Source organism: Pseudomonas sp. PAMC25584 (assembly GCF_058135675.1).
This window is the reverse complement of the sequence record NZ_CM176870.1, coordinates 1,938,744-1,963,586: the sequence shown is the minus strand read 5'-3', so window position 1 is coordinate 1,963,586 and position 24,843 is coordinate 1,938,744. Positions and strand designations below refer to the sequence as shown.

The window sequence follows — 24,843 nt, the reverse complement described above, 5'->3', positions numbered from 1 at the left end:
GGATCAGATACCCCAAAGAATCTGCACACCCCAGACGAAGTAAGCGAACATCATGACGCCGCATACTGCCTGGAAGAGAAACCGTACTGCTGTCGCAGACTTGCCCAGCGCCATTGGCGTCAGGTAGTCGGTCGAGATGGTCCACATGCCGACCCAGGCGTGAGCGCCCAGGGCTACAAGGGCCAGCAGACTGAAGATTCGCATCGCGTTATGGGAAAACAGGCCATGCCACTGCTCATAGCCGATGCCCGGATTTGCGACGAGGTATCCGATCAGGAAAATGAAATAAGCCGCGAGAACGACCGCAGACACACGCTGTGCCATCCAGTCATAGAGGCCCGAACGCGACAGATTCGTTACGCTGGTTACCATATCCAAACTCCTGCCAGAACGATCAGCACCACGGAAATGGCGATGACGATTTTCGAGCCCAGGCGGCCGCCTTCCAGCGTCTCACCGATGCCCATATCCATGATCAAGTGGCGCACGCCGGCTACCAAGTGATACAGCAGAGCGGACAAGAGACCCCATGCTACGAACTTGGCCAGCGGACTGGTCAAGCATGCCTTCACCTCGGCATAACCTTCCTCGGAACCCAAGGATTTGCTCAATGCATAAAGCATGAAGCCCAAGCCCAGGAAGAGGATGATGCCGGAAACACGGTGCAGGAACGACGTAACGCCGGTGATGGGGAGTTTGATGGTCCTTAGGTCTAGGTTTACAGGTCGTTGGCTATTCACGGCTTTTTTTCACACTGAAGAGCCCCTAACAATCAGGGCAAAGTTGTTGGGGAGTGTACTGGTCAGGTAACGCCACCCAGGGAGTGCGACCCCCAATGAAAGCAAGCCCAAAAGCCCTTGGCGGTCGGTGGCCGAGTATAGACAGTTAGGCTACTAATGACAACGCGCTGACCTCACGCTAATAGCGCATTGCGCTGGCGGAATAAAAGGCGTAAATGGCGGTAAATTTCGAGGAAAAAGTCCTGTGAAAGCCTTCTGGAGCAAGACTTTAGGCAAATTGACATCTGAATTTATCTCACTATAGTGGTCCGGGCCCTGCGTGGGGGGTCTGTCTGATGATTTGAAGCATAAATAGGAGGCCACATGGCTGACAAAAAAGCGCAGTTGATCATCGAGGGCGTAGCCCCCGTCGAGCTGCCCATTTTAACCGGCACCGTTGGTCCTGATGTTATCGACGTACGGGGCCTTACGGCCACGGGCCGTTTCACTTTCGACCCAGGCTTCATGTCGACCGCTTCATGCGAGTCGAAGATTACCTATATCGATGGCGACAATGGCATTTTGCTGCATCGGGGCTACCCGATTGAGCAACTGGCTGAAAAATCGGATTACCTGGAAACCTGCTATCTGCTACTAAATGGCGAGTTGCCAACCGCCGAGCAGAAAGCCGAGTTCGTCAGCACCGTAAAGAACCACACCATGGTTCACGAGCAGTTGAAGACTTTCTTCAACGGCTTCCGTCGCGACGCCCACCCAATGGCCGTCATGTGCGGCGTAGTCGGTGCCCTGTCGGCTTTCTATCACGACTCCCTCGACATCAATAACCCGCAGCATCGCGAAATTTCCGCGATCCGCCTGGTTGCCAAGATGCCGACCCTGGCCGCAATGGTTTACAAGTACTCCATGGGCCAACCCATGATGTACCCGCGCAACGACCTGACTTACGCGGAAAACTTCCTGCACATGATGTTCAACACCCCGTGCGAGATCAAACCGATCAGCCCGGTGCTCGCCAAGGCAATGGACCGGATCTTCATCCTCCATGCCGACCACGAGCAGAACGCCTCCACCTCTACCGTGCGTCTGGCAGGTTCTTCGGGTGCCAACCCGTTCGCCTGTATCGCCGCCGGTATCGCCGCACTGTGGGGCCCTGCCCACGGTGGTGCGAACGAAGCCGTATTGACCATGCTCGATGAAATCGGCGATGTCTCGAACATCGACAAATACATCGCCAAGGCCAAAGACAAGAACGATCCGTTCAAGTTGATGGGCTTCGGTCACCGGGTCTACAAGAACCGCGACCCGCGCGCCACCGTCATGAAGAAAACCTGCGACGAAGTGTTGAGGGAACTGGGCATCAAGAACGATCCGCAACTCGAACTGGCCATGCGCCTGGAAGAGATCGCCCTGACCGACCCTTACTTCATCGAACGCTCGCTGTACCCGAACGTCGACTTCTACTCGGGGATCATCCTCAAGGCGATCGGCATTCCAACCAGCATGTTCACCGTGATCTTCGCCTTGGCGCGGACCGTGGGCTGGATCTCCCACTGGAAAGAAATGCTCTCCAGCCCGTACAAGATTGGCCGCCCGCGCCAGCTGTACACCGGCTACGCGTCGCGTGACATCACCAAGTTGGAAGATCGCAAGTAAGCATCTGACTGATGAGTAATAAAAAAGCGGCCTCCTTCATGGAGGCCGTTTTTATTTGTGCAGGAACCGAGAAACTGTTTTGTCTGAAATGCCGCTATCGGGAGCAAGCCCCCTCCGACATTTGACCGAGCATCCGCCTTGGAATGCAGTCAAATGTGGGAGGGAGCTTGCTCCCGATGGCAATGCCCAGCCAAAAAATGCCCCAGCCTGTCGACCGGGGCATTTCCTATTGAGCTACAACCCCCCGTATTTGCCCGACTACCCACCCTGGAATGCAGTCAAATGTGGGAGGGAGCTTGCTCCCGATGGCAATAGCCCAGCCAACACAAAACCCCAGCCAAAAAAATGCCCCGGCCTTTCGACCGGGGCATTTCCTATTGAGCTACAACCTTAGTGAGCAACCGCCCCACTCGCCCCCAGGCCAGTCTGCGAACGCACAAACTGCGGGAAGTACAGCGCCCGTTCCTTGACTGCCGCCGCCGACTTGTCGGTGATGGAGAAGAACCAGATACTGACGAACGCGATGATCATCGAGAACAGCGCAGGGTACTCATACGGGAAGATGGCTTTTTCGTGATGCAGGATCGACACCCAGATGGTCGGCCCCAGGACCATCAGGCCCACGGCACTGATCAACCCGAGCCAGCCACCAATCATTGCGCCACGGGTGGTGAGGTTCTTCCAATACATGGAAAGCAGCAACACCGGGAAGTTACAGCTAGCCGCGATGGAGAAGGCCAGGCCAACCATGAACGCAATGTTCTGGCTTTCAAACAGGATACCCAGACCGATTGCCAGCACCGCCAAAGCGATAGTGGTGATCTTCGAGACGCGAATCTCATCCTTGTCGTTGGCCTTGCCTTTCTTGATCACGCTGGCATATAGGTCGTGGGACACCGCCGAAGCACCGGCCAGGGTCAAGCCCGCAACCACCGCAAGGATGGTGGCAAACGCCACAGCCGAGATGAAGCCCAGGAAGATACTGCCACCCACCGCGTTGGCCAGGTGAACCGCTGCCATGTTGTTACCACCGAGCAAGGCGCCTGCAGCATCCTTGAACGCCGGGTTAGTGCTGACCAACAGGATCGCACCAAAACCGATGATAAAGGTCAGGATGTAGAAGTAGCCGATGAAGCCAGTAGCGTACAACACGCTCTTACGGGCTTCCTTGGCGTCGCTCACGGTGAAGAAGCGCATCAGGATGTGCGGCAGGCCGGCGGTACCAAACATCAGTGCCAGGGCCAGGGAGAACGCGGAGACCGGATCTTTCACCAGGCCGCCGGGGCTCATGATTGCCTCACCTTTAGGGTGAACCTTGACTGCCTCGGCGAACAATGTGCTGAAGTCGAAGTTGACGTGCTTCATCACCATGACCGCCATGAATGTAGCACCAGCCAGCAGCAAGACTGCCTTGATGATCTGCACCCAGGTGGTTGCCAGCATGCCGCCGAACAGCACGTACATGCACATCAGGATACCCACCATGATCACTGCCACGTGGTAATCGAGACCGAACAGCAACTGGATCAGCTTGCCCGCGCCAACCATCTGCGCGATCAGGTAGAACGCTACCACCACCAGCGAGCCACAGGCCGACAGGCTGCGGATCTGGGTTTGCCCGAGGCGGTAGGACGCCACGTCGGCAAAGGTGTATTTGCCCAGGTTACGCAAGCGCTCGGCGATCAGGAACAGAATGATCGGCCAGCCCACCAGGAAGCCGATCGAGTAGATCAGGCCGTCGTAGCCGGAGGTGTATACCAGTGCGGAAATACCCAGGAAAGACGCGGCAGACATATAGTCGCCGGCAATCGCCAGACCGTTCTGAAAACCGGTGATCTTGCCGCCGGCCGCGTAATAGTCGGCCGCCGAATTGTTGCGCTTGGACGCCCAGTAGGTGATGCACAACGTCGCGCCGACAAAGACCACGAACATCAGGATCGCTGGAATATTCAGCGGTTGTTTTTGCACTTCACCCGTTAATGCCTCCGCCGCCCATACAGCAGGCGCGAAGACCGAAGCACCGAGTACAGCCAATAGACGACGGATCATTGCGCAGCCTCCTTGAGAATCGCATTGTTCAGGTCGTCGAATTCGCCGTTGGCGCGTCGCACGTAGATCGCAGTGAGGACAAAGGCCGAAAGAATCAGCCCGACACCAATAGGGATTCCCCAGGTGATGGACGAAGTGGGACTGATCTTAGTCCCCAGCAATTGTGGCCCGTAGGCGATCAACAGGATGAATCCGGAGTAAAGCCCTAGCATGATCGCCGAGAGAATCCAGGCGAACCTTTCCCTTTTCCTAACCAGCTCCTTGAAGCGCGGGCTGTTTTGAATCGAGAGGTAAATGCTGTCGTTCATTGTTTTTATCCTCGCAGCACAGCTTTGTTATTATTGAAACAATATCCACTGTATGCGACTGCTGGACACGTTCCAGACGACCTTAGTATTAGGAGGGAGTGTAGCGAGGGTTTGCGAGGGCGCAGAAACATTTACGGGTGACGAAAATAATGCGGGAGGGAGCTTGCCGCCGAGAGCGGTAGACCAGTCAGATCATCAGCGACTGACACACCGCAATCGGGGGCAAGCCCCCTCCCACAGGGGAGTTACATCAAAGGGGGTTACTTACCGGTCCATTCGGCAACCCGCTCAGGGTGCTTGGCGACCCAGTCCTTGGCGGCTGCATCAGGCTTGGCGCCTTCCTGAATGGCGAGCATGACTTCACCGATTTCGTCCTTGGAAGCCCATTGGAATTTCTTCAGGAACGCCACAACTTCCGGCGCTTTCTTCTCCAGGCCCTTGCTGCCGATGCTGTTGACGGTTTCAGCAGCGCCATAAATCCCTTTTGGATCGTCCAGGAAACGCAGTTTCCACTTGGCGAACATCCAGTGTGGCACCCACCCGGTGACCGCAATGGATTCCTGTTTGTCTTCGGCACGGGTCAGTTCGGCGATCATCGCGGCGCCGGAACTGGCTTGCAGCTTGTAGTCCAGGCCATAGGCCTTGATCGCTTCGTCGGTCTTGAGCATCACGCCTGAACCGGCGTCGATACCGACGATCTTGTTCTTGAAGGTGGTATCGGTCTTGAGGTCTTCAATGGACTTGGCCTTGACGTACTCCGGCACGATCAGGCCGATCTTCGCATCCTTGAAGTTGGGGCCGTAGTCGACCACCTTGTCCTTGTTCTTGGCCCAGTATTCACCGTGGGTCACGGGCAGCCAGGCAGAGAGCATGGCGTCGAGCTTGCCGGTGGCAACGCCTTGCCACATGATCCCGGTGGCGACCGCTTGCAGTTTGACGTCATAACCGAGCTTTGCCTTGATCACCTCTGCCGCCACATGGGTGGTGGCAACGCTGTCGGACCAACCGTCCACATAGCCGATGCTCAGGGTTTTGCTGTCGGCGCTGGCCAGTGTGGAGCTCATCGCAACTACCAGAGTGGCAGCTGCGCCCAAGAGTCGTCGCATCTTCATCGTACTTCCCCGAAAGTGCTGCGCCCGACGGATGTCGAGCGACGTCAACCTGTTGTTATGTGGTGCGCCGCGCCCCCTTCACGCGCATCTTTCCGGCCGCTACGACATCAGTGGAGTGCTGATACTTCGATCATCAACCTGCCGGGGCCTTTGTCCTGCTCTGTCAGCGACCTCAGGTAAGCAAGAAACGACATCACATCGCCAGCTAGCGCTTTTATGGGACACTCGCCTCATACCCCGCCCGAACTTTGCATGTCTAAATCATGCAGCCCCACTGGGACGCGACAAATCCGGGTAAGATGCGCGCCTTTGCTCCCCAGATAAGCCGACCATGCCCGCGACTGCCCGCTTCCCTGCCCTGCCCTATTTTTTCGCCTCGATCCTCGGCCTGCTCGCGCTGGTCGGGTACTGGTACGGCCTCGGCCGGCCGGTGGTGTTGCCGGACGTGGCCAGCGCCAGCCATAAGCTGCAATGCGCCTCCTACACGCCCTTCGACAAGGACCAATCGCCGTTCGACCAGCCGTTCACGCTGCGTCCCGAGCGCATGGACGCCGACCTGGCCCTGCTGGCCACTCGCTTCGAATGCATCCGCACCTACTCCATGACCGGCCTGGAAGCCTTGCCGGACCTGGCGCGCAAACACGGGCTAAAACTGATGATCGGCGCCTGGGTCAACGGCAACCCACTCGACACTGAAAAAGAAGTTGACGCCTTGATCGCCTCGGCCAACGCCAACGCCGACGTGGTCACCTCGGTGATCGTCGGCAACGAAACCCTGCTGCGCAAGGAAGTCACGGCCGCACAGTTGGTGAAGCTGATCCATAAGGTCAAAAGCCAGGTCAAGCAGCCGGTCACATATGCCGACGTCTGGGAATTCTGGCTGCAACACCCGGAAATAGCCCCGGCGGTGGATTTCCTGACCATCCACTTGCTGCCCTACTGGGAAGACGATCCCTCGGGGATCGACCAGGCACTCAAACATGTCGGCGATGTGCGCCAGACCTTTGGCAACAAATTTGCGCCCAAGGACGTACTGATCGGCGAGACCGGCTGGCCCAGCGAAGGCCGCCAGCGCGAAACCGCAGTGCCGAGCCGGGTCAATGAGGCCAAGTTCATGCGCGGCTTCGTGGCCATGGCCGAAGCCAATGGTTGGCACTACAACCTGATCGAAGCCTTTGATCAGCCGTGGAAGCGTGCCAGTGAAGGCGCTGTCGGGGGTTACTGGGGCTTATTCGATGCCGACCGCCAGGACAAGGGCATCCTCGCCGGCCCGGTGACCAACGTGCCGTACTGGCCGCTGTGGCTGGGGGTGGGCGGAATCATCCTGCTGGGCACGCTAGCGCTCGGTGGGCGGGTGCGCAGCCCGCGCGCCGCCTGGCTGCTACCGCTGCTCGGGGCCGTCGCCGCCTGCTCCATCGGCACCTGGGCCGAACTGACCCGCGTAACTGCACGCTTCAATGATGAATGGGTGTGGGCGGGGCTGCTGGTCGCGTTGAACCTGCTGGTACTGGCGCACGCGGCCCTGGCCTTGAGCGACCGCCAGGGTTGGCGCGAACGAGCATTCAACTGGCTGGAGCAGCGCGCAGGCTGGTGGGTGGCAATCGCTGGGTTCGCGGGTGCGGTCATGATGCTGGCGCTGGTGTTTGACCCACGTTATCGCAGCTTCCCAAGTGCGGCGCTGGTACTGCCCGCCCTGGTCTATCTGGTTCGCCCCGTGACCGGGCCACGTCGGGAAATCGCGCTGCTGACCTTTATCATCGGTGCCGGCATTGCGCCCCAGCTGTTCCGCGAAGGCCTACTGAACCAGCAGGCGTGGGGTTGGGCGCTGGTCAGTGGGTTGATGGTTGTGGCTTTGTGGCGGTGCTTGCGGATGCGCAAGGCTTAAGAACGCCATCGGGGGGCAAGTCGAATCGTCGCACCGCCCCCGATTGGCCCTATCAGGCGCCCCGTGGCTTGCGGACCAACCGCAACCCCGCAATCACCACTGCAAACACCGCAAACGTGGTGTTGTACAACGCCAGCGCTGGCAACCCGAACACCAGTCCCAGCACCGCCAACCCCCACCCCGCGCGCCCCGGTACGAAAAACGCCAGCACCGACGTCATCAGCGCAGCCCAGCCCATCATCTTGAAGTGAATCATCAAACCGAGGTTCGAACGCACCTGGCATTCCCAGCGGCTGGCTTCATCCGCGCAAATACCGACCCAGCGGCCATCCTCCATAAAGCCGTAACGCGCGGCATAACTGGCGGCCAGCCATAACGGCAGGGCAATAAGCAGCAAGATCAGCGGCAAGCGGCGGGACATGGAGCACTCCGATAGGCAAAAACGGCGCTCAGCTTAATCCCCCGGCGGCCGTTAGCAAGATATGTACGCAGATAAGTGTTCATCAATGCGTCGCAAAGTGTATCTTCTGGCGACTATCACCCCGATTCCGACGTTTTTTTCCGATTTTTCGTGCCGAAGGCTGGCACTTCGGTGGCAACGCGGTGGTCATAGCCTGCGAACTTCATTCAGCACGTTTCCTCTTAGGGATTAAGTCATGCTCCGTTCCTTGCGCTGCGCTGCCTTGCTAGGCAGCCTTTTTTTGAGTGCGTCAGCACTGGCCGTCGACATCGACCAGGCCAGCTATGGCTTCCCTTTGACCAACCCGTTCGAAGCGACCATTGCCACCACGCCGCCTGACCTTCGGCCCAGCTTGCCGAGCAACGACGAAATCAACCAGTCGGACTACACCCTGAACATGCGCCCCGAGCGCGAATTCAGCCTGCCCGACAACTTCTGGGCGGTGAAGAAACTCACCTACCGCATCGCCAAGCAAGACCACGCCGCGCCGCTGATCTTCTTGATATCGGGCACCGGTGCGCGGTTTGACAGCAGCATCAACGAATACCTGAAAAAACTCTACTACCAGGCCGGCTACCACGTCGTGCAACTGTCATCGCCCACCAGCTTCGACTTCATGAGCGCAGCCTCGCGCTTTGCCACGCCTGGCATCACCCAGGAAGACGCCGAAGATATGTACCGCGTGATGCAAGCAGTGCGCGCGCAGAACGCCTCGCTGCCGGTCACCGACTTTTACCTCAGCGGCTACAGCCTCGGCGCGCTGGATGCGGCGTTTGTCAGCAAGCTCGATGAAACCCGTCGCAGCTTCAACTTCAAGAAAGTGCTGCTGCTCAACCCTCCGGTCAACCTCTACACCTCGATCACCAACCTCGACAAGCTGGTGCAAACCGAGGTCAAGGGCATCAACAACACCACGACCTTTTATGAGCTGGTGTTGAACAAGCTGACCCGCTACTTCCAGCAAAAAGGCTACATCGACCTAAACGACGCTCTGCTCTACGACTTCCAGAACTCCAAGCAACACCTGACCAACGAACAGATGGCCATGCTGATCGGCACCACGTTCCGCTTTTCGGCGGCCGACATCGCGTTCACCTCGGACCTGATCAACCGCCGTGGCCTGATCATCCCGCCGAAGTACCCGATCACCGAAGGCACCAGCCTCACGCCGTTCCTCAAGCGCGCGCTGCAATGTGACTTCGATTGCTACCTCACCGAACAGGTCATTCCGATGTGGCGCGCCCGTTCCGATGGCGGCAGCCTGTTGCAACTGGTCGATCAGGTCAGCCTGTACGCCCTCAAGGACTACCTGCACGCCAGCCCGAAAATCGCCGTCATGCATAACGCCGACGACGTGATCCTCGGTCCGGGCGACCTCGGCTTCCTGCGTCAAACCTTCGGCGATCGCTTGACCGTCTACCCGCTGGGCGGCCACTGCGGCAACCTCAATTACCGCGTCAACGCCGACGCCATGCTGGAGTTCTTCCGTGGCTAAATATCTTCTGCTGCTTGCCGCCCTGATGTGCGCAAGCGTGGCCAATGCCGACAACAGCAAGGCTCACGCGCCCACCGTGGTGGGTGCCGACGGTTTCAAGGAGCCACTGAGCAAGCTCAAGTTCAATCCGGGCCTGGACCAACGCGAATTCGAACGTTCATCACTGACCGCCCTCAACGTGTATGACCCGTTGGAGTCGTGGAACCGCCGCGTGTACCACTTCAACTACCGCTTCGACCAATGGGTGTTTCTGCCGGTGGTCGACGGTTACCGCTACGTCACGCCGAGCTTCCTGCGTACCGGCGTGAGCAATTTCTTCAACAACCTGGGCGATGTGCCCAACCTGTTGAACAGCCTGCTGCAACTCAAGGGTCACCGCTCCCTGGAAACCACCGGGCGCCTGCTGCTCAATACCACCCTCGGCGTCGCCGGGTTGTGGGACCCGGCCACCTCCATGGGCCTGCCGCGCCAAAGCGAAGACTTCGGCCAGACCCTAGGCTTCTACGGCGTGCCTGGCGGCGCCTACCTGGTGTTGCCGATTCTGGGCCCGTCGAACCTGCGCGATACCGGCGGCCTGCTGGTCGACTACAGCGCCGAATCGCAGATCAACTTCTTGAACGTCTCCGAAGTCAGCTCCAACCATCCGGAAATCTGGGCCCTGCGCGCGGTCGACAAGCGCTACCAGACCAGCTTCCGCTACGGTCAGATGAACTCGCCATTCGAGTACGAAAAAGTGCGCTACATCTATACCGAATCGCGCAAGTTGCAGATTGCCGAGTAACCGATCCACGCTGTAAAAAAGCCATTCGACGCGCTCGAGTGGCTTTTTTTTGGTTCTTCACGGAATCTCGGGAAACACAGAAACAAGAACGCCGATTTGGTTGATGATGTTCGTGCGAGCAAACACATCTAACAAACCGGCGTTCTTATGCGAGATATTAATACTTTCCTTCCCTTTTGGGAGGGCTTTTCTGTCGTCAACATCAAGCCTGACGGCGATGCCCTTCAGATCGACCTGATCCCCCATGCCACCCGGTTCCCATGTTGTGGCGGCTGTCAAAAGCTCTGCTCAACCACTCATGAGTATTGCGAGCGCATCATTCGTGACTTGCCTATTCTCGGCCATGCGGTGCGCTTGAGCGTTTTGCTCCGGCGCGTTGGTTGCCGCGATTGTGGCAAGCGCATGGAGGCGGTTAGTTGGCTGGATCGCTATGCCCGCATGACCCGGCGCCTGGCAGATGCCGTCATTCAAGCGTGCGAGCGCCTTCCAACGCTGCACGTGGCGCAGATGTTTGGCCTGCATTGGGAGACCGTTCGTTTACTGGAGCGTCGAGCCCTGCAAGCAGCATTAAGCGTTTTGCCAAAGGCGAAACCGCGACGCTTGGTCATGGACGAGTTCGCACTCTTCAAAGGTCATCGTTATGCCACCGTTGTCCTGGATGCGGATACGCGACGGGTGCTGTGGATCGGCGAAGGCCGTAGTCGGGCGGCGGTTAGACCCTTTTTTGAAGAGCTGGGGCCCGAGGGCTGCGCGCTAATCGAAGCGGTGGCGATGGACATGAACACCGCTTTTGATCTGGAGGTTCGTCACCACTGCCCCAAAGCGCGAGTGGTCTACGACCTCTTTCATGTGGTGGCCAAATATGGTCGAGAGGTAATTGACCGGGTTCGTGTCGACGAAGCCAATCGACTGCGCCATGACAGGCCTGCACGCAAAGTCATCAAGCAGGCGCGATGGTTACTGCTGCGCAATCCTGAGAACCTGAAAAACCCAGAGCAACAGGTTCATTTGCAGGATCTGCTGGCGGCCAACCAGTCGCTGATGACGGTCTATTTAATGAAGGCTGAACTCAAAACGCTCTGGACGCCGAGCACCGCCTGGGACTGGAGATCAGCTTGGAACCAATGGCTGCGTCACGCCCATGAAAGCGAGATACCTGCCCTGATGCAGTTTGCCAAAAGACTAAAGGGTTACTGGCGAGGCATCGTCAGTCGGGTTCGCTGGCCAATGCACACCGGTCAGTTGGAAGGAATAAACAATCGAATAAAGGTGATCAAGCGTATGGCGTATGGTTACCGGGATAGCGAATTCTTTTTCATGAAGATCAAGAGCGTCTTTCCCGGTAATCCGTGAAGAACCTTTTTTTTGCCTGCTCGATACCTGACGCCTACCCCAGCACCTGCGCCAGAAATGCTTGGGCGCGTGGCGTTCGCGGCGCAGTGAAAAACGCCTCCGGCGGCTGGTCTTCGATAATCCGCCCGCCATCGAGAAACAGCACACGCCCGGCCACTTGCCGGGCAAAGCCCATTTCGTGAGTGACGCAGAGCAGGGTCATGCCGCTTTCGGCGAGCATGACCATCACGTCCAGCACCTCGCCGACAGCCTCCGGGTCCAGCGCTGACGTCGGCTCATCGAACAGCATGATTTTTGGGGCCATGCACAATGCCCTGGCAATCGCGACCCGTTGCTGTTGGCCGCCCGACAGTTGCGACGGGTATTTTTTCCAGTGTTGATCAATCCCGACTTTTTTCAGCAGCGCCATGGCCTGCTCCTGTGCGCTGTCGCGGGGCATGCCGCGCACGGACATCGGCGCCAGCACGCAGTTTTGCAAGACGGTCAGGTGAGGAAACAGGTTGAAGCCCTGAAACACCATGCCGACCTCACGCAAGGCCGCCCGGCAGTGTGTCGGCGATGCGCTCACGTCGGCTCCCAGCACCTGGATTCGGCCCTGCTGCGCAGGTTCCAGACGATTGAGGCAACGGATCAACGTGGACTTGCCGGAGCCCGAGGTACCGCACAGCACAATTCGTTCGCCCTGCACCACCCGCAGGTCGATGCCGTGCAACACCTGATACGGGCCATACCATTTGCTCAGCCCTTCGACGTCAATCACCACCGGCGCAGGTGGACAGATCAACCGCTTTAACTGCATTGATGACCCCATGTGTGCCCTCTCCTATCATTCGTCAGTTGGCCGCAGATGCTGGGTAAGTCGACGATCAAGACGGTTCACCCCACGCCGGACACACTCGACCACCAGCAGGTAAACCAGCGCCACCCACACATACACCTGGAAATCAAAAGTGCGTGAAAACGCCAGCTTGGCCACGCCCATCAAGTCCAGCAAGGTGACCAGCGACACAATGGCGCTGGCCTTGATGATCAAAATCAGTTCATTGCCCAGCGGCCCTACCGTCACGATGAGCACCTGCGGCAAGGTCACCTTGAAAAACGTGGTGGTGCGATTCAACCCCAACGCCGTCGCGGCTTCATAGTGGGCACGCGGCACAGAGAGCAATCCGCCGCGAAAGATCTCGGCCTGGTAGGCCGCCGTATTCAAGGTGAACGCCAGCAAAGCGCAAAACCATGGGTCGCCGAACCACCCCCATAGGCCCAGGTCGCGCCAGAAACCGTGGAAGGAACCCAAGCCGTAATAAATCAGGAACAGTTGCGCCAGCAGTGGAGAGCCCCTGAAAAAGTAGACATAGGCCCTGCACCCGTACTGCAACGAGCGCCAGCGCGAAGTCCTGCCCAACGCCAACAGCACGCCGAGCACCATCCCGACGCTGCTGGATAGCGCCACCAATTGCAGGGTAAGCAACAAACCATCAAGCAACTGCGCCCCATAGCGCTGAAACAGTTCAAGCCCGAGCCACTCGGCAAAGCGCTCGCCCGCCGTCATGAGGCACGCTCCCGGCCCTGGCCGTAGTGCTTTTCAAGCTGCGCGATGCAAAACCCCGAGATCGATGACAGCAGCAGGTACAGGCAACACGCCGCCAGATAAAACAGCATCGGCTCCTTGGTGGCATTCACCGCCAGGCTGGTCTGGCGCATCAAGTCCACCAGGGAAATGGTCGACACCAACGCCGTGTCCTTGAGCAGGCTCAACCAGTTGTTCGACAGCCCCGGCAAGGCAACGCTCATCACCTGCGGCAGCACCACTTTGAAAAACGTCTGCCTGCGACTCAAGCCCAGTGCCTGGGCGCCTTCATACTGACCGCGTGCGACGGTCTTCAGCGCACCCAGCCACACCTCGCTGGAAAAGGCCGCCAGCACCAGGCTGAACGCGATCACCGCCGCCACAAACGCATTGATGGAAAACTCGGCCGAACCGCCCCAATACGCCTGGAATTTCTGCAGCGCAATCTGGATGCCGTAATACACGATCAATAACGTCAGCAACTCCGGCAGACCACGAAAACAGGTGGAGAACAGTGCCGCCATCGCCCTCACCGTTGCGCTGGGCGATTTGCTGCACAACGCCACCAACAAGCCCAATGGCAACCCCAGCGGCACACACGCCAATGCCAGCGCCATCGTGACCCCAGCGCCCGCCAGCAGCGCGCCGCCCCAACCGCCCGCGCCCAACGACAACAACCCCAATGACTCGAACATGGAAGACACTCCCGCGCTTAATCATCCTCAAGGCCATGGGCCAACTTGAGCTGTCGATACGTACCGTCGGCGATCACATCCGCGATGGCCTGGTTCAGCCTGGCGCGCAACGCGTCATCGGCCTTGCGCACGGCAATACCGGCGTCGCTTTGCGTACCGGGAATAGCCAGCACCCGGCAACACTGCGGGTCGGTGCTCTTCAACCACTCCTGCATCGGCGCGCTGTCGTTGACCACCGCATCCAGGCGACCATTGAGCAGGTCACTGTTGGCCTCGTCCTGCCCGACATACAACTTGACCCGCGCGCCATTGGCGCCATAGACATCCTGGTTGTAGATGCCCTGGGTCGAGGACGATTGAGCGCCGACCGTCTTGCCGGCCAACGTGGCCGGTGCCGTGTCCTGAATGTCGCTGCCCCTGGGCACTGCCAGGACCATGCGCGTGCGGTTGTAGGGCTGGGTGAAGCTGACGGTCTGCTGGCGCTCTTCGGTGATGGCCATCGAGGCGATGATTGCGTCGTACTTTTTGGCAAGCAGGCCCGGGATAATGCCTTCCCAGTCCTGGGCCACGATCGAGCATTCGACGCTCAGCCTGGCGCACAGGGCGTTCGCCATATCGACGTCAAAACCACGCAGTTGGTTATTCGAGTCCACGTAGTTGAACGGCGGATAAGCGCCCTCCGTGGCGAAACGCAGCGGTTGCGCGTGGGCCACCGACAGCAGCCCGAGGGTGATCGTTACGGCATAGAGCGTCTGTTTGACGTGTTTCATGAAGGCACCTACCGAATTATTTTTATTCTGGGTAGTGCCTGAGGCCTGGTTAACCTGAAGGGACACGGGTAATTGACGCAGGCTCAGTCACTGACCAAGCGGACACTACGCCAACTTGCACAAATAATCTATTTTTTACATACAGTCTATTTCTGAGTTTTTTGTAGGCAAAACCCTGAATGCCCAATCAACCGCGCACGGCCCGCCAGGTTTTGCCCGCCACAGTGACCAGTGCTAACACCAGCGCCCCGGCAATAATGCCGGCCACCGCGTTGAGCAAGGTCGGCATCAACCACGCCAGGCCACCGGTGCTCTGGCTGACCGTCTCGACCCAGTGATGCGCCACCGGCACGCCGTGGGTGAGGATGCCGCCGCCGACCATGAACATCGCCGCCGTACCGATCACCGACAGGCTTTTCATCATGTACGGTGCCGCGCGCAAGATCGCGCCACCGATACTGCGCGCCATCTGCCCAGGCTTCTGGGTCAGCCACAAGCCCAGGTCATCGAGCTTGACGATGCCGGCCACCACGCCGTAAACGCCGATGGTCATCACAATGGCAATGCCCGATAGCACGATCACCTGCTGCGTCAACGGCGCATCGGCAACGGTGCCCAGCGTGATGGCGATGATTTCGGCCGAGAGGATGAAGTCCGTGCGGATCGCGCCTTTGATCTTGTCCTTTTCGAACGCCACCAGATCGGTCGCCGGGTCCACCACGGCGGCGACCAACTGGGCGTGTTCGGCCTGGTCTTCGGCTTTGCTGTGCAGAAACGTGTGAGCGAGCTTCTCAAAGCCCTCGAAACACAAGTAGGCGCCGCCGAGCATCAACAACGGCGTCACCGCCCAGGGCACAAACGCACTGATCAACAACGCCGTCGGCACCAGGATCAGCTTGTTGAGAAACGACCCCTTGGCCACCGCCCACACCACCGGGATCTCCCGCTCGGCGCGCACCCCGGAGACTTGCTGGGCATTGAGCGCCAGGTCATCGCCGAGCACGCCGGCGGTTTTCTTGGCGGCCATCTTTGTCATCAGTGCAACGTCATCGAGTACTGCGGCGATATCGTCGATCAAAACCAACAAGCTGCTTCCTGCCATGAATCGGGCTTCCATAAGGGTGAGATGGCGCGAGCATAACGCGGCCATGGGCGTTGCGGGCACATTGTTGAGGCTCGCGGATGGCCGGTGCTACCATGCGCAACCGCCTGTCATGGCAAGGAACCCTCTGGTTTATGAGCAGCATTCGCGAGCGCAATAAAGAAAAGATCCTGCGGGCGGCGAGCGAGGAGTTTGCCGACAAGGGCTTCGCCGCGACCAAAACCAGTGACATCGCCGCCAAGGCCGGGCTGCCCAAGCCCAACGTCTACTACTACTTCAAGTCCAAGGACAACCTCTACCGCGAAGTACTCGAGAGCATCATCGAGCCGATCCTGGCGGCCTCCACACCGTTCAACCCAGAGGGCGAGCCGGCGGTGGTACTGAGCAACTACATCCGCTCGAAAATCCGCATCTCCCGCGACCTACCCTTCGCCTCCAAAGTGTTCGCCAGCGAAATCATGCACGGCGCCCCGCACCTGAGCGCCGAGCAGGTCGAGCAACTCAACGCCCAGGCCAAGCACAATATCGACTGTATCCAGCATTGGGTCGATCGCGGGCTGATCGCTGCGATTGAGCCCAATCACTTGATGTTCAGCATCTGGGCGGCGACCCAGACGTATGCGGATTTTGATTGGCAGATTTCGGCGGTGACGGGTAAAGCCAAGCTGGATGAAGCGGATTACGAGGCGGCGGCGCAGACGATTATTCGGTTGGTGCTTAAAGGCTGTGCGCCGGACTGAGATGCCGAGGTGCCTGTGCCAATCGGGAGCAAGCTCCCTCCCACATTTGACGGTATTCACAAATAGAAATGTGTGAACACAGTCAACGGTGGGAGGGAGCTTGCTCCCGATGAGGCCCTGGCAATCATCCAATAATCAGGCTGACACCCCCGCATCCGCCCACAACCCCACCCCCTCAATCGCCGTAATCGCACACTGCTCATCAATATCCGACGTATCCCCGCTGATCCCGATCGCCCCCAGCACCGCCCCATCCTGACCCCGAATCAACACACCACCCGGCGCCGGCACCACGCTGCCCTGCCCCAGGCTGTTCAACGCCGCAATAAATGCCGGGCGCTGCTGCGCATCCAACGCGAGCAAGCGCGAGCCTTTGCCCAGGGCAATCGCGCCCCAGGCCTTGCCGATGGCGATTTGCGGGCGTAGCAGGCTGGCGCCGTCTTCGCGTTGCAGGGTGATCAGGTGACCACCGCTGTCGAGCACGGCGATGGTCAGCGGTGCCGAGGCGATGGTACGGCCTGCGCCGATGGCCTGGCTGGCCAGGTTGACTGCGACTTTCAAGGTTAAAGCGCTCATGGGTGCCGTCCTTATCTTGTTATGGGAAAGCCGTTGGCTCTTCTTTAGCAGCCACAAAACACAACAAATAGAACACAATATTTATATATCATGTATACAGTTTTTTTCGCATACGCCTGCATATCGTCGGAAATCGCCGTTAAAACACGCTAAGACCAACGCAAAGACCGCCGAATAAAATGCATTGACCTACGCCGCTCGCCATGAATACACTTTGCACAGACGCAACTTGTATACAATTATAAAACGCAAGAGGCTGCAAAATAATGAGCAAAATGAGAGCAATCGAAGCCGCCGTTCTGGTGATGCGTCGCGAAGGGGTCGACACCGCCTTCGGTATCCCGGGCGCCGCGATCAACCCGCTGTATTCGGCCTTGCAGAAGGTGGGTGGCATCGATCACGTCCTTGCTCGCCATGTGGAAGGCGCCTCGCACATGGCCGAGGGCTACACCCGCACCAAGGCCGGCAATATCGGCGTGTGCATCGGCACATCGGGCCCGGCGGGCACCGACATGGTCACCGGCCTGTACAGCGCCTCGGCCGACTCGATTCCGATCCTGTGCATCACCGGCCAGGCCCCCCGGGCGCGGATGCACAAGGAGGATTTCCAGGCCGTGGACATCACCAGCATCGTCAAGCCGGTGACCAAGTGGGCAACCACCGTCCTCGAACCCGGCCAGGTGCCGTATGCGTTCCAGAAAGCCTTTTATGAAATGCGCTCCGGCCGCCCTGGCCCGGTGCTGATCGACCTGCCGTTCGACGTGCAGATGGCCGAAATCGAATTCGACATCGACGCCTACCAGCCACTGCCCCTGGCCAAACCGCTGGCCACGCGCATCCAGGTCGAAAAAGCCCTGGCCCTGCTCGACCAGGCCGAACGCCCGCTGCTGGTGAGCGGTGGCGGCGTGATCAATGCCGATGCCAGCGACTTGCTGGTGGAGTTCGCCGAGCTGACCGGCATCCCGGTGATCCCGACCCTGATGGGCTGGGGCACCCTCCCCGACGATCACCCGCAGATGGTGGGCATGGTCGGCCTGCAAACCTCCCACCGTTATGGCAACGCGACGCTGCTGAAATCGGACGTGGTGCTGGGCATCGGCAACCGCTGGGCCAACCGCCACACCGGTTCGGTGGAGGTGTACACCGAGGGGCGCCGATTTATCCACGTCGACATCGAGCCGACGCAAATCGGCCGCGTGTTCACCCCGGACCTGGGCATCGTTTCCGACGCCGGTGCCGCGCTGACGATGTTCATCGAAGTCGCCCGTGAGTGGAAAGCCGCCGGCAAACTCAAGGACCGCAGCGCCTGGCTGCATGACTGCCAACAGCGCAAGGCCACCCTGCAGCGCAAGACGCACTTCGACAACGTGCCGGTCAAGCCGCAACGGGTGTACGAAGAGATGAACCAGGTGTTCGGCAAAGATACCTGCTACGTCAGCACCATCGGCCTGTCGCAGATTGCCGGTGCGCAATTCCTGCACGTCTACAAGCCACGTCACTGGATCAACTGCGGCCAGGCCGGCCCGTTGGGCTGGACCATCCCGGCGGCGCTGGGCGTGGTCAAGGCCGATCCGAGCCGCAAGGTGGTGGCGCTGTCCGGCGACTATGACTTCCAGTTCATGATCGAAGAACTGGCCGTGGGTGCGCAGTTCAAGCTGCCGTATATCCACGTGGTGGTGAACAACGCCTACCTGGGATTAATACGCCAGGCCCAGCGCGGGTTCGAAATGGACTACTGCGTGCAGTTGTCTTTCGACAACCTCAACGCCCCGGAACTCAACGGCTATGGCGTCGACCACGTCGCGGTCGCCGAAGGCCTGGGGTGCAAGGCCCTGCGCGTGTTCGAGCCGGGCCAGATCCAGCCGGCACTGCGCCGCGCCCAGGAAATGCTCGAAGAATTCAAGGTTCCGGTGATCGTTGAGATTATTCTGGAGCGCGTGACCAATATTTCCATGGGCACCGAGATCAACGCCGTCAACGAATTCGAAGACCTGGCCCTGGTCGGTAACGATGCGCCGACTGCCATTTCCCTGCTCGATTAAGGAGAACTTTATGCCGCGCTTTGCCGCCAACCTGTCCATGCTGTTCACCGAACAGGCTTTTCTCGCTCGTTTTAAAGCGGCCGCCGATGCCGGTTTCGCAGGCGTCGAGTACCTGTTCCCCTACGCATTCAACTCCGCCGAAATCAAGGCGCAGTTGGACGCCAATGGCCTGACCCAAGTGTTGTTCAACCTACCGGCCGGCGACTGGGCCAAGGGTGAACGGGGCCTGGCGTGCCACCCGGACCGGGTCGAGGAATTCCGCGCCGGGGTCGACCTGGCCATCGCCTACGCCCAGGTGCTGGGCAACACTCAGGTCAACTGCCTGGCAGGCATCCGGCCACAAGGCGTGGACGATGCCGCCGTGGAAAAGACCTTTGTCGCCAACCTCAAATACGCCGCCGACAAGCTGCAAGCGGCGGGTATCAAGCTGGTGATGGAAGCAATCAACACCCGCGACATCCCTGGGTTCTACCTGAACAACACCGCGCAGGCCCTGGCGATTCGCACGCAGGTGGGCAGTGACAATCTGTTCCTGCAATACGACATCTATCACATGCAAATCATGGAAGGTGATCTGGCCCAGACCTTGGCCGCGCACTTGAGTGAGATCAACCACATCCAACTGGCGGATAACCCGGGGCGCAACGAACCGGGGACTGGGGAGATCAACTATCGGTTCCTGTTCGAGCATTTGGATCGCATCGGTTATCAGGGTTGGGTTGGCTGTGAATACAAGCCGTTGACCACCACCGAAGCGGGTTTGGGTTGGCTCAAGACCCACAACGCGATCTGACAGGCACCACACGAAACCAAAAAGTGGAAGGGGGCTTGCTCCCGATAGCGGTGTATCCGTCAACACACAGGTTGAATGAAAGACCGTTATCGGGAGCAAGCCCCCTCCCACATTTGGACCCCATGTGTTTGGCAGACCGCGCTCTATCGAATAAAAAGAGGATTTCTTCATGGCTAAAATCGGATTTATCGGCACCGGCATCATGGGCCAACCCATGGCCGCCAACCTGCAAAAAGCCGGTCACCAACTGTTCCTGTCCGAACACCACGGCAAGGCGCCACACGCGCTGATCGCGGCCGGCGCCATCGCGCTGGCCAGCCCGCAGCAAGTCGCCCAGGAAGCGCAATTCATCATCGTCATGGTGCCCGACACCCCGCAGGTCGATGACGTGCTGTTCCGCGCCGATGGCGTAGCCGCCGGTCTGTCGCCGAACAAAGTGGTGATCGACATGAGTTCGATCTCCCCCACCGCGACCAAGGCGTTCGCCGCGAGGATCAACCAGACCGGCGCGCAGTACCTCGATGCGCCGGTGTCCGGTGGTGAAGTCGGGGCCAAGGCCGGCACCTTGAGCATCATGGTCGGCGGCGAGCCGCAGACCTTCGAGCGTGCGCTGCCGTTGCTCCAGAGCATGGGCAAAAACATCACCCTGGTCGGCGGCAACGGCGACGGCCAGACGGCGAAAGTGGCGAACCAGATCATCGTCGCGCTGAACATCCAGGCGGTGGCCGAAGCGCTGCTGTTCGCCGCGAAAAACGGCGCCGACCCGGCCAAGGTGCGTGAAGCGCTGATGGGCGGCTTCGCCGCGTCGAAGATCCTTGAAGTACACGGCGAACGCATGATCAAGGGCACCTTCGATCCGGGCTTTCGCATCAATCTGCACCAGAAGGATTTGAACCTGGCGCTGGCCGGGGCCAAGGAGCTGGGGATCAACCTGCCGAACACCGCCGGCACCCAGCAAGTGTTCAGCACCTGCACCGCCCTCGGTGGCGGGAATTGGGACCATTCGGCGCTGATCAAGGGGCTGGAGCATATGGCGAATTTTTCGATTCGCGATCAGTAAGCGCGCGGTGAAATGCGAGCCAGTGTGGGAGCTGGCTTGCCTGCGATGAGGACAACTTGCGCTCATTGACTTACGCATCATGCGCCCCCCGGGTTCAGCCAGATTATCCTGCAGCACCGGCCGCCGAATGCGGCACAACGCCTGCGTGGACAGCCCGTTCGAATCCCCCTAGGCTTGCCCGATATCCGACATGGGCGAGAGTTATGGACAGCAACAACGACTGGCACCAGCGTCTCTACGTCATGGTGTTCCAGAGCGACACGCCCGCCGGGCGGCGTTTCGACAGCACCCTGCTGCTGATCATTCTCGCCAGCCTGGTGGTGGTGATCCTCGACAGCATTCAGGAAGTCCACGACAACTACGCCAACGTGCTGGCCTACATCGAGTGGGGCTTCACCGTCATCTTCGCCATCGAGTACGGCCTGCGGCTGTACTGCTCGCCCAAGCCGTTGCGCTATGCCTTCAGTTTCTATGGCTTGGTGGACTTGCTCGCCATCGTCCCCGGCATCCTCGCGCTGTATTACAGCGACGCCCAGTACCTGCTGATCATCCGCATCATCCGCATGCTGCGGATCTTCCGGGTGCTGAAACTCGGGCCGTATCTCAAGCAGGCCAACTACCTGATGTCGGCGTTGCGCGGCAGCAAACAGAAGATCGTGGTGTTCCTGCTCAGCGTCTGCACCCTGGTGACGGTGTTCGGCACCTTGATGTATGTGATCGAAGGGCCGGAGCACGGCTTTACCAGTATCCCCAAGGGCATCTACTGGGCGATCGTGACCCTGACCACCGTGGGCTTTGGCGACATCGTGCCCAAGACCCCGCTGGGCCAAGTGATTTCGTCCCTGGTGATGATCACCGGTTACTCGATCATCGCCGTGCCTACCGGGATTTTTACCGCTGAACTGGCCAATGCCATGCGCGGTGAACAGTTGCAAACGGACTGCCCGGTGTGCAAGAAAAACACCCATGACGCGAACGCGGCGTTTTGTTCGCGGTGTGGCAACGCGCTGTTTAAAAAACAGGAATAAGCAAAGTTCTTTTTAATCTTTAAACGACTATGCACCCCCGGCTATAGTCGCTGGCACAGTGCCTCTCTCTACTCTCGAACAACAAGGAATGAGCAGTGAAAAAACTCGTTAGCGCCTCTCTCCTGGCTGCAGGCCTCGCACTGGCCGGCGTCGTCCAGGCCGCACCGACCACTCTGCTCAACGTCTCCTACGACGTGATGCGCGATTTCTACAAGGACTACAACGCCGCCTTCCAGAAACACTGGGAAGCCGAGCACCCGAACGACAAGCTGACCTTGCAGATGTCCTTCGGCGGCTCCAGCAAACAAGCGCGCTCGGTGATCGACGGCCTGCCGGCTGACGTGATCACCATGAACATGGCCACCGACATCAACGCCCTGGTCGACAACGGCAAACTGGTGCCGGACAACTGGGTCAGCCGCCTACCGAATAACAGCGCGCCGTTCACGTCGGCCACCGTGTTTATCGTGCGCAAGGGCAACCCGAAAGCCCTGAAAGACTGGCCGGACCTGCTCAAAGATGGCGTGCAAGTGATCGTGCCCAACCCGAAAACCTCGGGTAATGGCCGCTACACCTACCTGTCGGCCTGGGGCTATGTACTGAAGAACGGCGGCGACGAAGACAAGGCCAAGGCCTTTGTCGGCAAGCTGTTCAAACAAGCGCCCGTGCTGGACACCGGCGGCCGCGCCGCCACCACTACGTTCATGACCAACCAGATCGGCGACGTGCTGGTGACCTTTGAAAACGAAGCAGAAATGATTGCCCGCGAATTCGGCCGCGATCAGTTCGAAGTGATCTACCCAAGCGTCTCCGCCGAAGCCGAGCCGCCGGTCACGGTGGTGGACAAAGTGGTCGAGAAGAAAGGCACGCGTGCAGTCGCCGAAGACTACCTGAAGTACCTGTGGTCGCCGGAAGGCCAGGAAATCGCAGCCAGCAACTACCTGCGCCCGCGTGATCCGAAAGTGCTGGCCAAGTACACCGATCGTTTCCCGAAAGTCGACTTCCTGTCGGTCGAGAAGACCTTTGGCGACTGGCGCACCGTGCAGAAAACCCACTTCAATGATGGCGGGGTGTTTGACCAGATCTACAGCGGGCAGTAAGCCGCGCCCACTGAAGGAAGGCGAGCACGTGTGGGAGCTGGCTTGCCTGCGATAGCGTCGCCCTGGTGTGTCTGATACACCGGGGGGTCCACATCGCAGGCAAGCCAGCTCCCACATTTGTTTGGTGTTCAGCGTGATCCTCAGGCTGCCGGATGGCCTGTTTCGGCAGGTGTGTCTGAATGTATCATGGGGGCTCGAAGCCAACGCCAAGGCTTCAGTCATCATTTCACGGCATGAGTGATATCACCGCCAACAGCCTACTCGCCGCCGAGTCTTGTCTTTACTCTCGCTCGCCATCTTCCTTCGCTTTTATGAGAACACCATGAACGCTACTCCCCACGCTACAAGCACCATGACCCGCGGGATGGTGATGCTGTTTGCGTTTTGCTGCGGCGCCATCGTCGCCAACATCTACTACGCGCAGCCGATCATCGAACTGATCGCACCGGACATCGGCCTGACGCCTGCGATGGCCAGCCTGATCGTATCGCTGACACAAATCGGCTACGCCCTGGGCCTGTTTTTCCTGGTGCCCCTGGGTGACTTGCTGGAAAACCGCAAGCTGATGATCAGCACCACGGTGATCGCCATCGCCAGCCTGCTGGCCGCGGCGTTTACCGAGCAACCGAACCTGTTCCTGCTGGTGTCGTTGTTGATCGGTTTCAGTTCGGTGTCGGTGCAGATCCTGATCCCGTTGGCGGCGCACCTGGCACCTGCCGAGTCCCGTGGCCGAGTGGTCGGCAGCATCATGGGTGGCCTGTTGCTGGGAATCCTGCTGGCACGGCCGGTGTCCAGCGTCGTCGCCGACCACTTCGGCTGGCGTGCAATGTTCATGGCCGCTGCCGCGTTGATGGCCGTTATCAGCGTGGTCTTGCTGATGACCATCCCCAAGCGCCAGCCCGACCACAGCGCCAGCTATGGCCAATTGCTGCGCTCCCTCGGCACCCTGCTGCGCGAACAACCGCTGCTGCGCCAGCGCGCCTTTTATCAAGGTTGCATGTTTGCCACCTTCAGCCTGTTCTGGACCGCCGCTCCGCTGGAGCTGGTACGTAACCATGGCCTGAGCCAGACCCAGATTGCCATCTTCGCCCTGGTCGGGGCCATCGGCGCCATCGCCGCGCCCATCGCCGGGCGCTTGGCCGACGCCGGCCACACCCACCGCGCGTCGCTGCTGGCCATGGTGTTTGCGGTGTTGAGCTTCCTGCCGGCCTTCGTACACCCGCTGTACAGCGTGATCGGCCTGGCAGTGACCGGCGTGGTCCTCGACTTCTGTGTGCAGATGAACATGGTCCTCGGCCAACGCGCCATCTACGCCCTCGATGCCAACAGCCGCAGCCGCCTGAACGCGCTGTACATGACCAGCATCTTCATCGGCGGTGCCTTCGGCTCGGCGATTGCCAGCAGCGTGTACGAACACGGCGGCTGGCTGGGCGTGATGCTGGTGGGCAGCGCGTTCCCGCTGGTGGCGTTGCTGCGCTTTCTCAGTGCTTCGCGCCACACCTCGGTGGTCACTGCCTGACGGCATGATGCGCCG

General features: G+C 59.5%; 24 protein-coding genes. 12 read left to right on the top strand and 12 right to left on the bottom strand.

Going from position 1 to position 24,843, the window contains the following annotated elements:
• Positions 1–3 precede the first annotated feature (3 nt).
• Positions 4–372, bottom strand: a complete 369-nt coding sequence (gene sdhD / locus ACS5Q8_RS09160; RefSeq protein WP_247396440.1) for a succinate dehydrogenase, hydrophobic membrane anchor protein — start codon at positions 370–372, stop codon at positions 4–6.
• Positions 366–740 carry a succinate dehydrogenase, cytochrome b556 subunit gene (gene sdhC / locus ACS5Q8_RS09155; protein WP_247396437.1) on the bottom strand — a complete coding sequence of 125 codons (375 nt, stop codon included), beginning with the start codon at positions 738–740 and terminating at the stop codon, positions 366–368. Before sdhC ends, sdhD begins: the two co-directional genes overlap by 7 nt.
• Before the next feature lie 363 nt (positions 741–1,103).
• Between sdhC and gltA the strand changes: the two genes are divergently transcribed.
• Positions 1,104–2,393 (top strand): citrate synthase, encoded by a 1,290-nt coding sequence (gene gltA / locus ACS5Q8_RS09150; protein WP_247396434.1) that lies wholly within the window; start codon positions 1,104–1,106, stop codon positions 2,391–2,393.
• Positions 2,394–2,783: 390 nt separating this feature from the next.
• Here gltA and ACS5Q8_RS09145 read toward each other — a convergent pair whose 3' ends face one another.
• From ACS5Q8_RS09145 to ACS5Q8_RS09135, 3 genes are all read right to left on the bottom strand, one after another.
• Positions 2,784–4,442 carry a cation acetate symporter gene (locus ACS5Q8_RS09145; RefSeq protein WP_276197230.1) on the bottom strand — a complete coding sequence of 553 codons (1,659 nt, stop codon included), beginning with the start codon at positions 4,440–4,442 and terminating at the stop codon, positions 2,784–2,786.
• A complete protein-coding gene (locus ACS5Q8_RS09140) occupies positions 4,439–4,750 on the bottom strand; it encodes a DUF485 domain-containing protein (protein WP_276197229.1) in 312 nt (103 codons plus the stop codon). Before ACS5Q8_RS09140 ends, ACS5Q8_RS09145 begins: the two co-directional genes overlap by 4 nt.
• A 260-nt stretch (positions 4,751–5,010) precedes the next feature.
• Entirely contained in the window at positions 5,011–5,862 is an 852-nt protein-coding gene (locus tag ACS5Q8_RS09135; protein ID WP_276197228.1) for a glycine betaine ABC transporter substrate-binding protein, read from the bottom strand.
• A 331-nt stretch (positions 5,863–6,193) separates the two neighbouring features.
• Between ACS5Q8_RS09135 and ACS5Q8_RS09130 the strand changes: the two genes are divergently transcribed.
• Positions 6,194–7,747, top strand: a complete 1,554-nt coding sequence (locus tag ACS5Q8_RS09130) for a glycoside hydrolase family 17 protein (protein ID WP_443698563.1) — start codon at positions 6,194–6,196, stop codon at positions 7,745–7,747.
• A 52-nt stretch (positions 7,748–7,799) separates the two neighbouring features.
• Here ACS5Q8_RS09130 and ACS5Q8_RS09125 read toward each other — a convergent pair whose 3' ends face one another.
• Positions 7,800–8,168 carry a hypothetical protein gene (locus tag ACS5Q8_RS09125; protein ID WP_426099399.1) on the bottom strand — a complete coding sequence of 123 codons (369 nt, stop codon included), beginning with the start codon at positions 8,166–8,168 and terminating at the stop codon, positions 7,800–7,802.
• 235 nt (positions 8,169–8,403) lie between these two features.
• Between ACS5Q8_RS09125 and ACS5Q8_RS09120 the strand changes: the two genes are divergently transcribed.
• The 3 genes from ACS5Q8_RS09120 to ACS5Q8_RS09110 all read left to right on the top strand — a co-directional run bounded on the left by ACS5Q8_RS09120 (position 8,404) and on the right by ACS5Q8_RS09110 (position 11,836).
• Complete coding sequence (locus ACS5Q8_RS09120; RefSeq protein ID WP_276197226.1) at positions 8,404–9,702, top strand: serine/threonine protein kinase; 1,299 nt, start codon at positions 8,404–8,406, stop codon at positions 9,700–9,702.
• Positions 9,695–10,483, top strand: coding sequence for an MlaA family lipoprotein (locus tag ACS5Q8_RS09115; protein ID WP_276197225.1), 789 nt, complete (start codon positions 9,695–9,697; stop codon positions 10,481–10,483). Before ACS5Q8_RS09120 ends, ACS5Q8_RS09115 begins: the two co-directional genes overlap by 8 nt.
• Positions 10,484–10,630: 147 nt before the next feature.
• A complete protein-coding gene (locus tag ACS5Q8_RS09110) occupies positions 10,631–11,836 on the top strand; it encodes an ISL3 family transposase (RefSeq protein ID WP_465159091.1) in 1,206 nt (401 codons plus the stop codon).
• Positions 11,837–11,870: 34 nt separating this feature from the next.
• Here ACS5Q8_RS09110 and ACS5Q8_RS09105 read toward each other — a convergent pair whose 3' ends face one another.
• The 5 genes from ACS5Q8_RS09105 to ACS5Q8_RS09085 all read right to left on the bottom strand — a co-directional run bounded on the left by ACS5Q8_RS09105 (position 11,871) and on the right by ACS5Q8_RS09085 (position 15,970).
• Entirely contained in the window at positions 11,871–12,635 is a 765-nt protein-coding gene (locus ACS5Q8_RS09105; protein WP_465160088.1) for an amino acid ABC transporter ATP-binding protein, read from the bottom strand.
• Positions 12,636–12,662: 27 nt separating this feature from the next.
• Positions 12,663–13,385 (bottom strand): ABC transporter permease, encoded by a 723-nt coding sequence (locus tag ACS5Q8_RS09100; protein ID WP_276197223.1) that lies wholly within the window; start codon positions 13,383–13,385, stop codon positions 12,663–12,665.
• On the bottom strand, positions 13,382–14,098 hold the full coding sequence (locus ACS5Q8_RS09095; RefSeq protein WP_443694735.1) for an ABC transporter permease: 717 nt from the start codon (positions 14,096–14,098) through the stop codon (positions 13,382–13,384). The genes ACS5Q8_RS09100 and ACS5Q8_RS09095 overlap by 4 nt, the downstream gene beginning before the upstream one ends.
• 17 nt (positions 14,099–14,115) lie before the next feature.
• Complete coding sequence (locus ACS5Q8_RS09090) at positions 14,116–14,868, bottom strand: transporter substrate-binding domain-containing protein (RefSeq protein ID WP_276197221.1); 753 nt, start codon at positions 14,866–14,868, stop codon at positions 14,116–14,118.
• 187 nt (positions 14,869–15,055) lie between these two features.
• Positions 15,056–15,970 (bottom strand): DUF808 domain-containing protein, encoded by a 915-nt coding sequence (locus ACS5Q8_RS09085; RefSeq protein WP_276197220.1) that lies wholly within the window; start codon positions 15,968–15,970, stop codon positions 15,056–15,058.
• A gap of 134 nt (positions 15,971–16,104) precedes the next feature.
• Between ACS5Q8_RS09085 and ACS5Q8_RS09080 the strand changes: the two genes are divergently transcribed.
• Entirely contained in the window at positions 16,105–16,710 is a 606-nt protein-coding gene (locus tag ACS5Q8_RS09080) for a TetR/AcrR family transcriptional regulator (RefSeq protein WP_276197219.1), read from the top strand.
• 135 nt (positions 16,711–16,845) lie between these two features.
• Here ACS5Q8_RS09080 and ACS5Q8_RS09075 read toward each other — a convergent pair whose 3' ends face one another.
• On the bottom strand, positions 16,846–17,286 hold the full coding sequence (locus ACS5Q8_RS09075; RefSeq protein ID WP_276197218.1) for a GlcG/HbpS family heme-binding protein: 441 nt from the start codon (positions 17,284–17,286) through the stop codon (positions 16,846–16,848).
• A 266-nt stretch (positions 17,287–17,552) separates the two neighbouring features.
• Between ACS5Q8_RS09075 and gcl the strand changes: the two genes are divergently transcribed.
• The 6 genes from gcl to ACS5Q8_RS09045 all read left to right on the top strand — a co-directional run bounded on the left by gcl (position 17,553) and on the right by ACS5Q8_RS09045 (position 24,828).
• On the top strand, positions 17,553–19,328 hold the full coding sequence (gene gcl / locus ACS5Q8_RS09070) for a glyoxylate carboligase (protein WP_426099403.1): 1,776 nt from the start codon (positions 17,553–17,555) through the stop codon (positions 19,326–19,328).
• A 10-nt stretch (positions 19,329–19,338) separates the two neighbouring features.
• On the top strand, positions 19,339–20,121 hold the full coding sequence (gene hyi, locus ACS5Q8_RS09065) for a hydroxypyruvate isomerase (RefSeq protein WP_426099404.1): 783 nt from the start codon (positions 19,339–19,341) through the stop codon (positions 20,119–20,121).
• Between the two features lie 169 nt (positions 20,122–20,290).
• Positions 20,291–21,181, top strand: coding sequence for a 2-hydroxy-3-oxopropionate reductase (locus tag ACS5Q8_RS09060; protein ID WP_465160087.1), 891 nt, complete (start codon positions 20,291–20,293; stop codon positions 21,179–21,181).
• A gap of 203 nt (positions 21,182–21,384) precedes the next feature.
• Entirely contained in the window at positions 21,385–22,209 is an 825-nt protein-coding gene (locus tag ACS5Q8_RS09055; protein WP_247405189.1) for an ion transporter, read from the top strand.
• Positions 22,210–22,304: 95 nt separating this feature from the next.
• The gene (locus ACS5Q8_RS09050; RefSeq protein WP_276197214.1) at positions 22,305–23,309 is read left to right on the top strand and encodes a sulfate ABC transporter substrate-binding protein; all 1,005 of its coding nucleotides are present in this window, start codon (positions 22,305–22,307) and stop codon (positions 23,307–23,309) included.
• Between the two features lie 322 nt (positions 23,310–23,631).
• Positions 23,632–24,828 carry an MFS transporter gene (locus ACS5Q8_RS09045; RefSeq protein WP_426099408.1) on the top strand — a complete coding sequence of 399 codons (1,197 nt, stop codon included), beginning with the start codon at positions 23,632–23,634 and terminating at the stop codon, positions 24,826–24,828.
• Positions 24,829–24,843 lie beyond the last annotated feature (15 nt).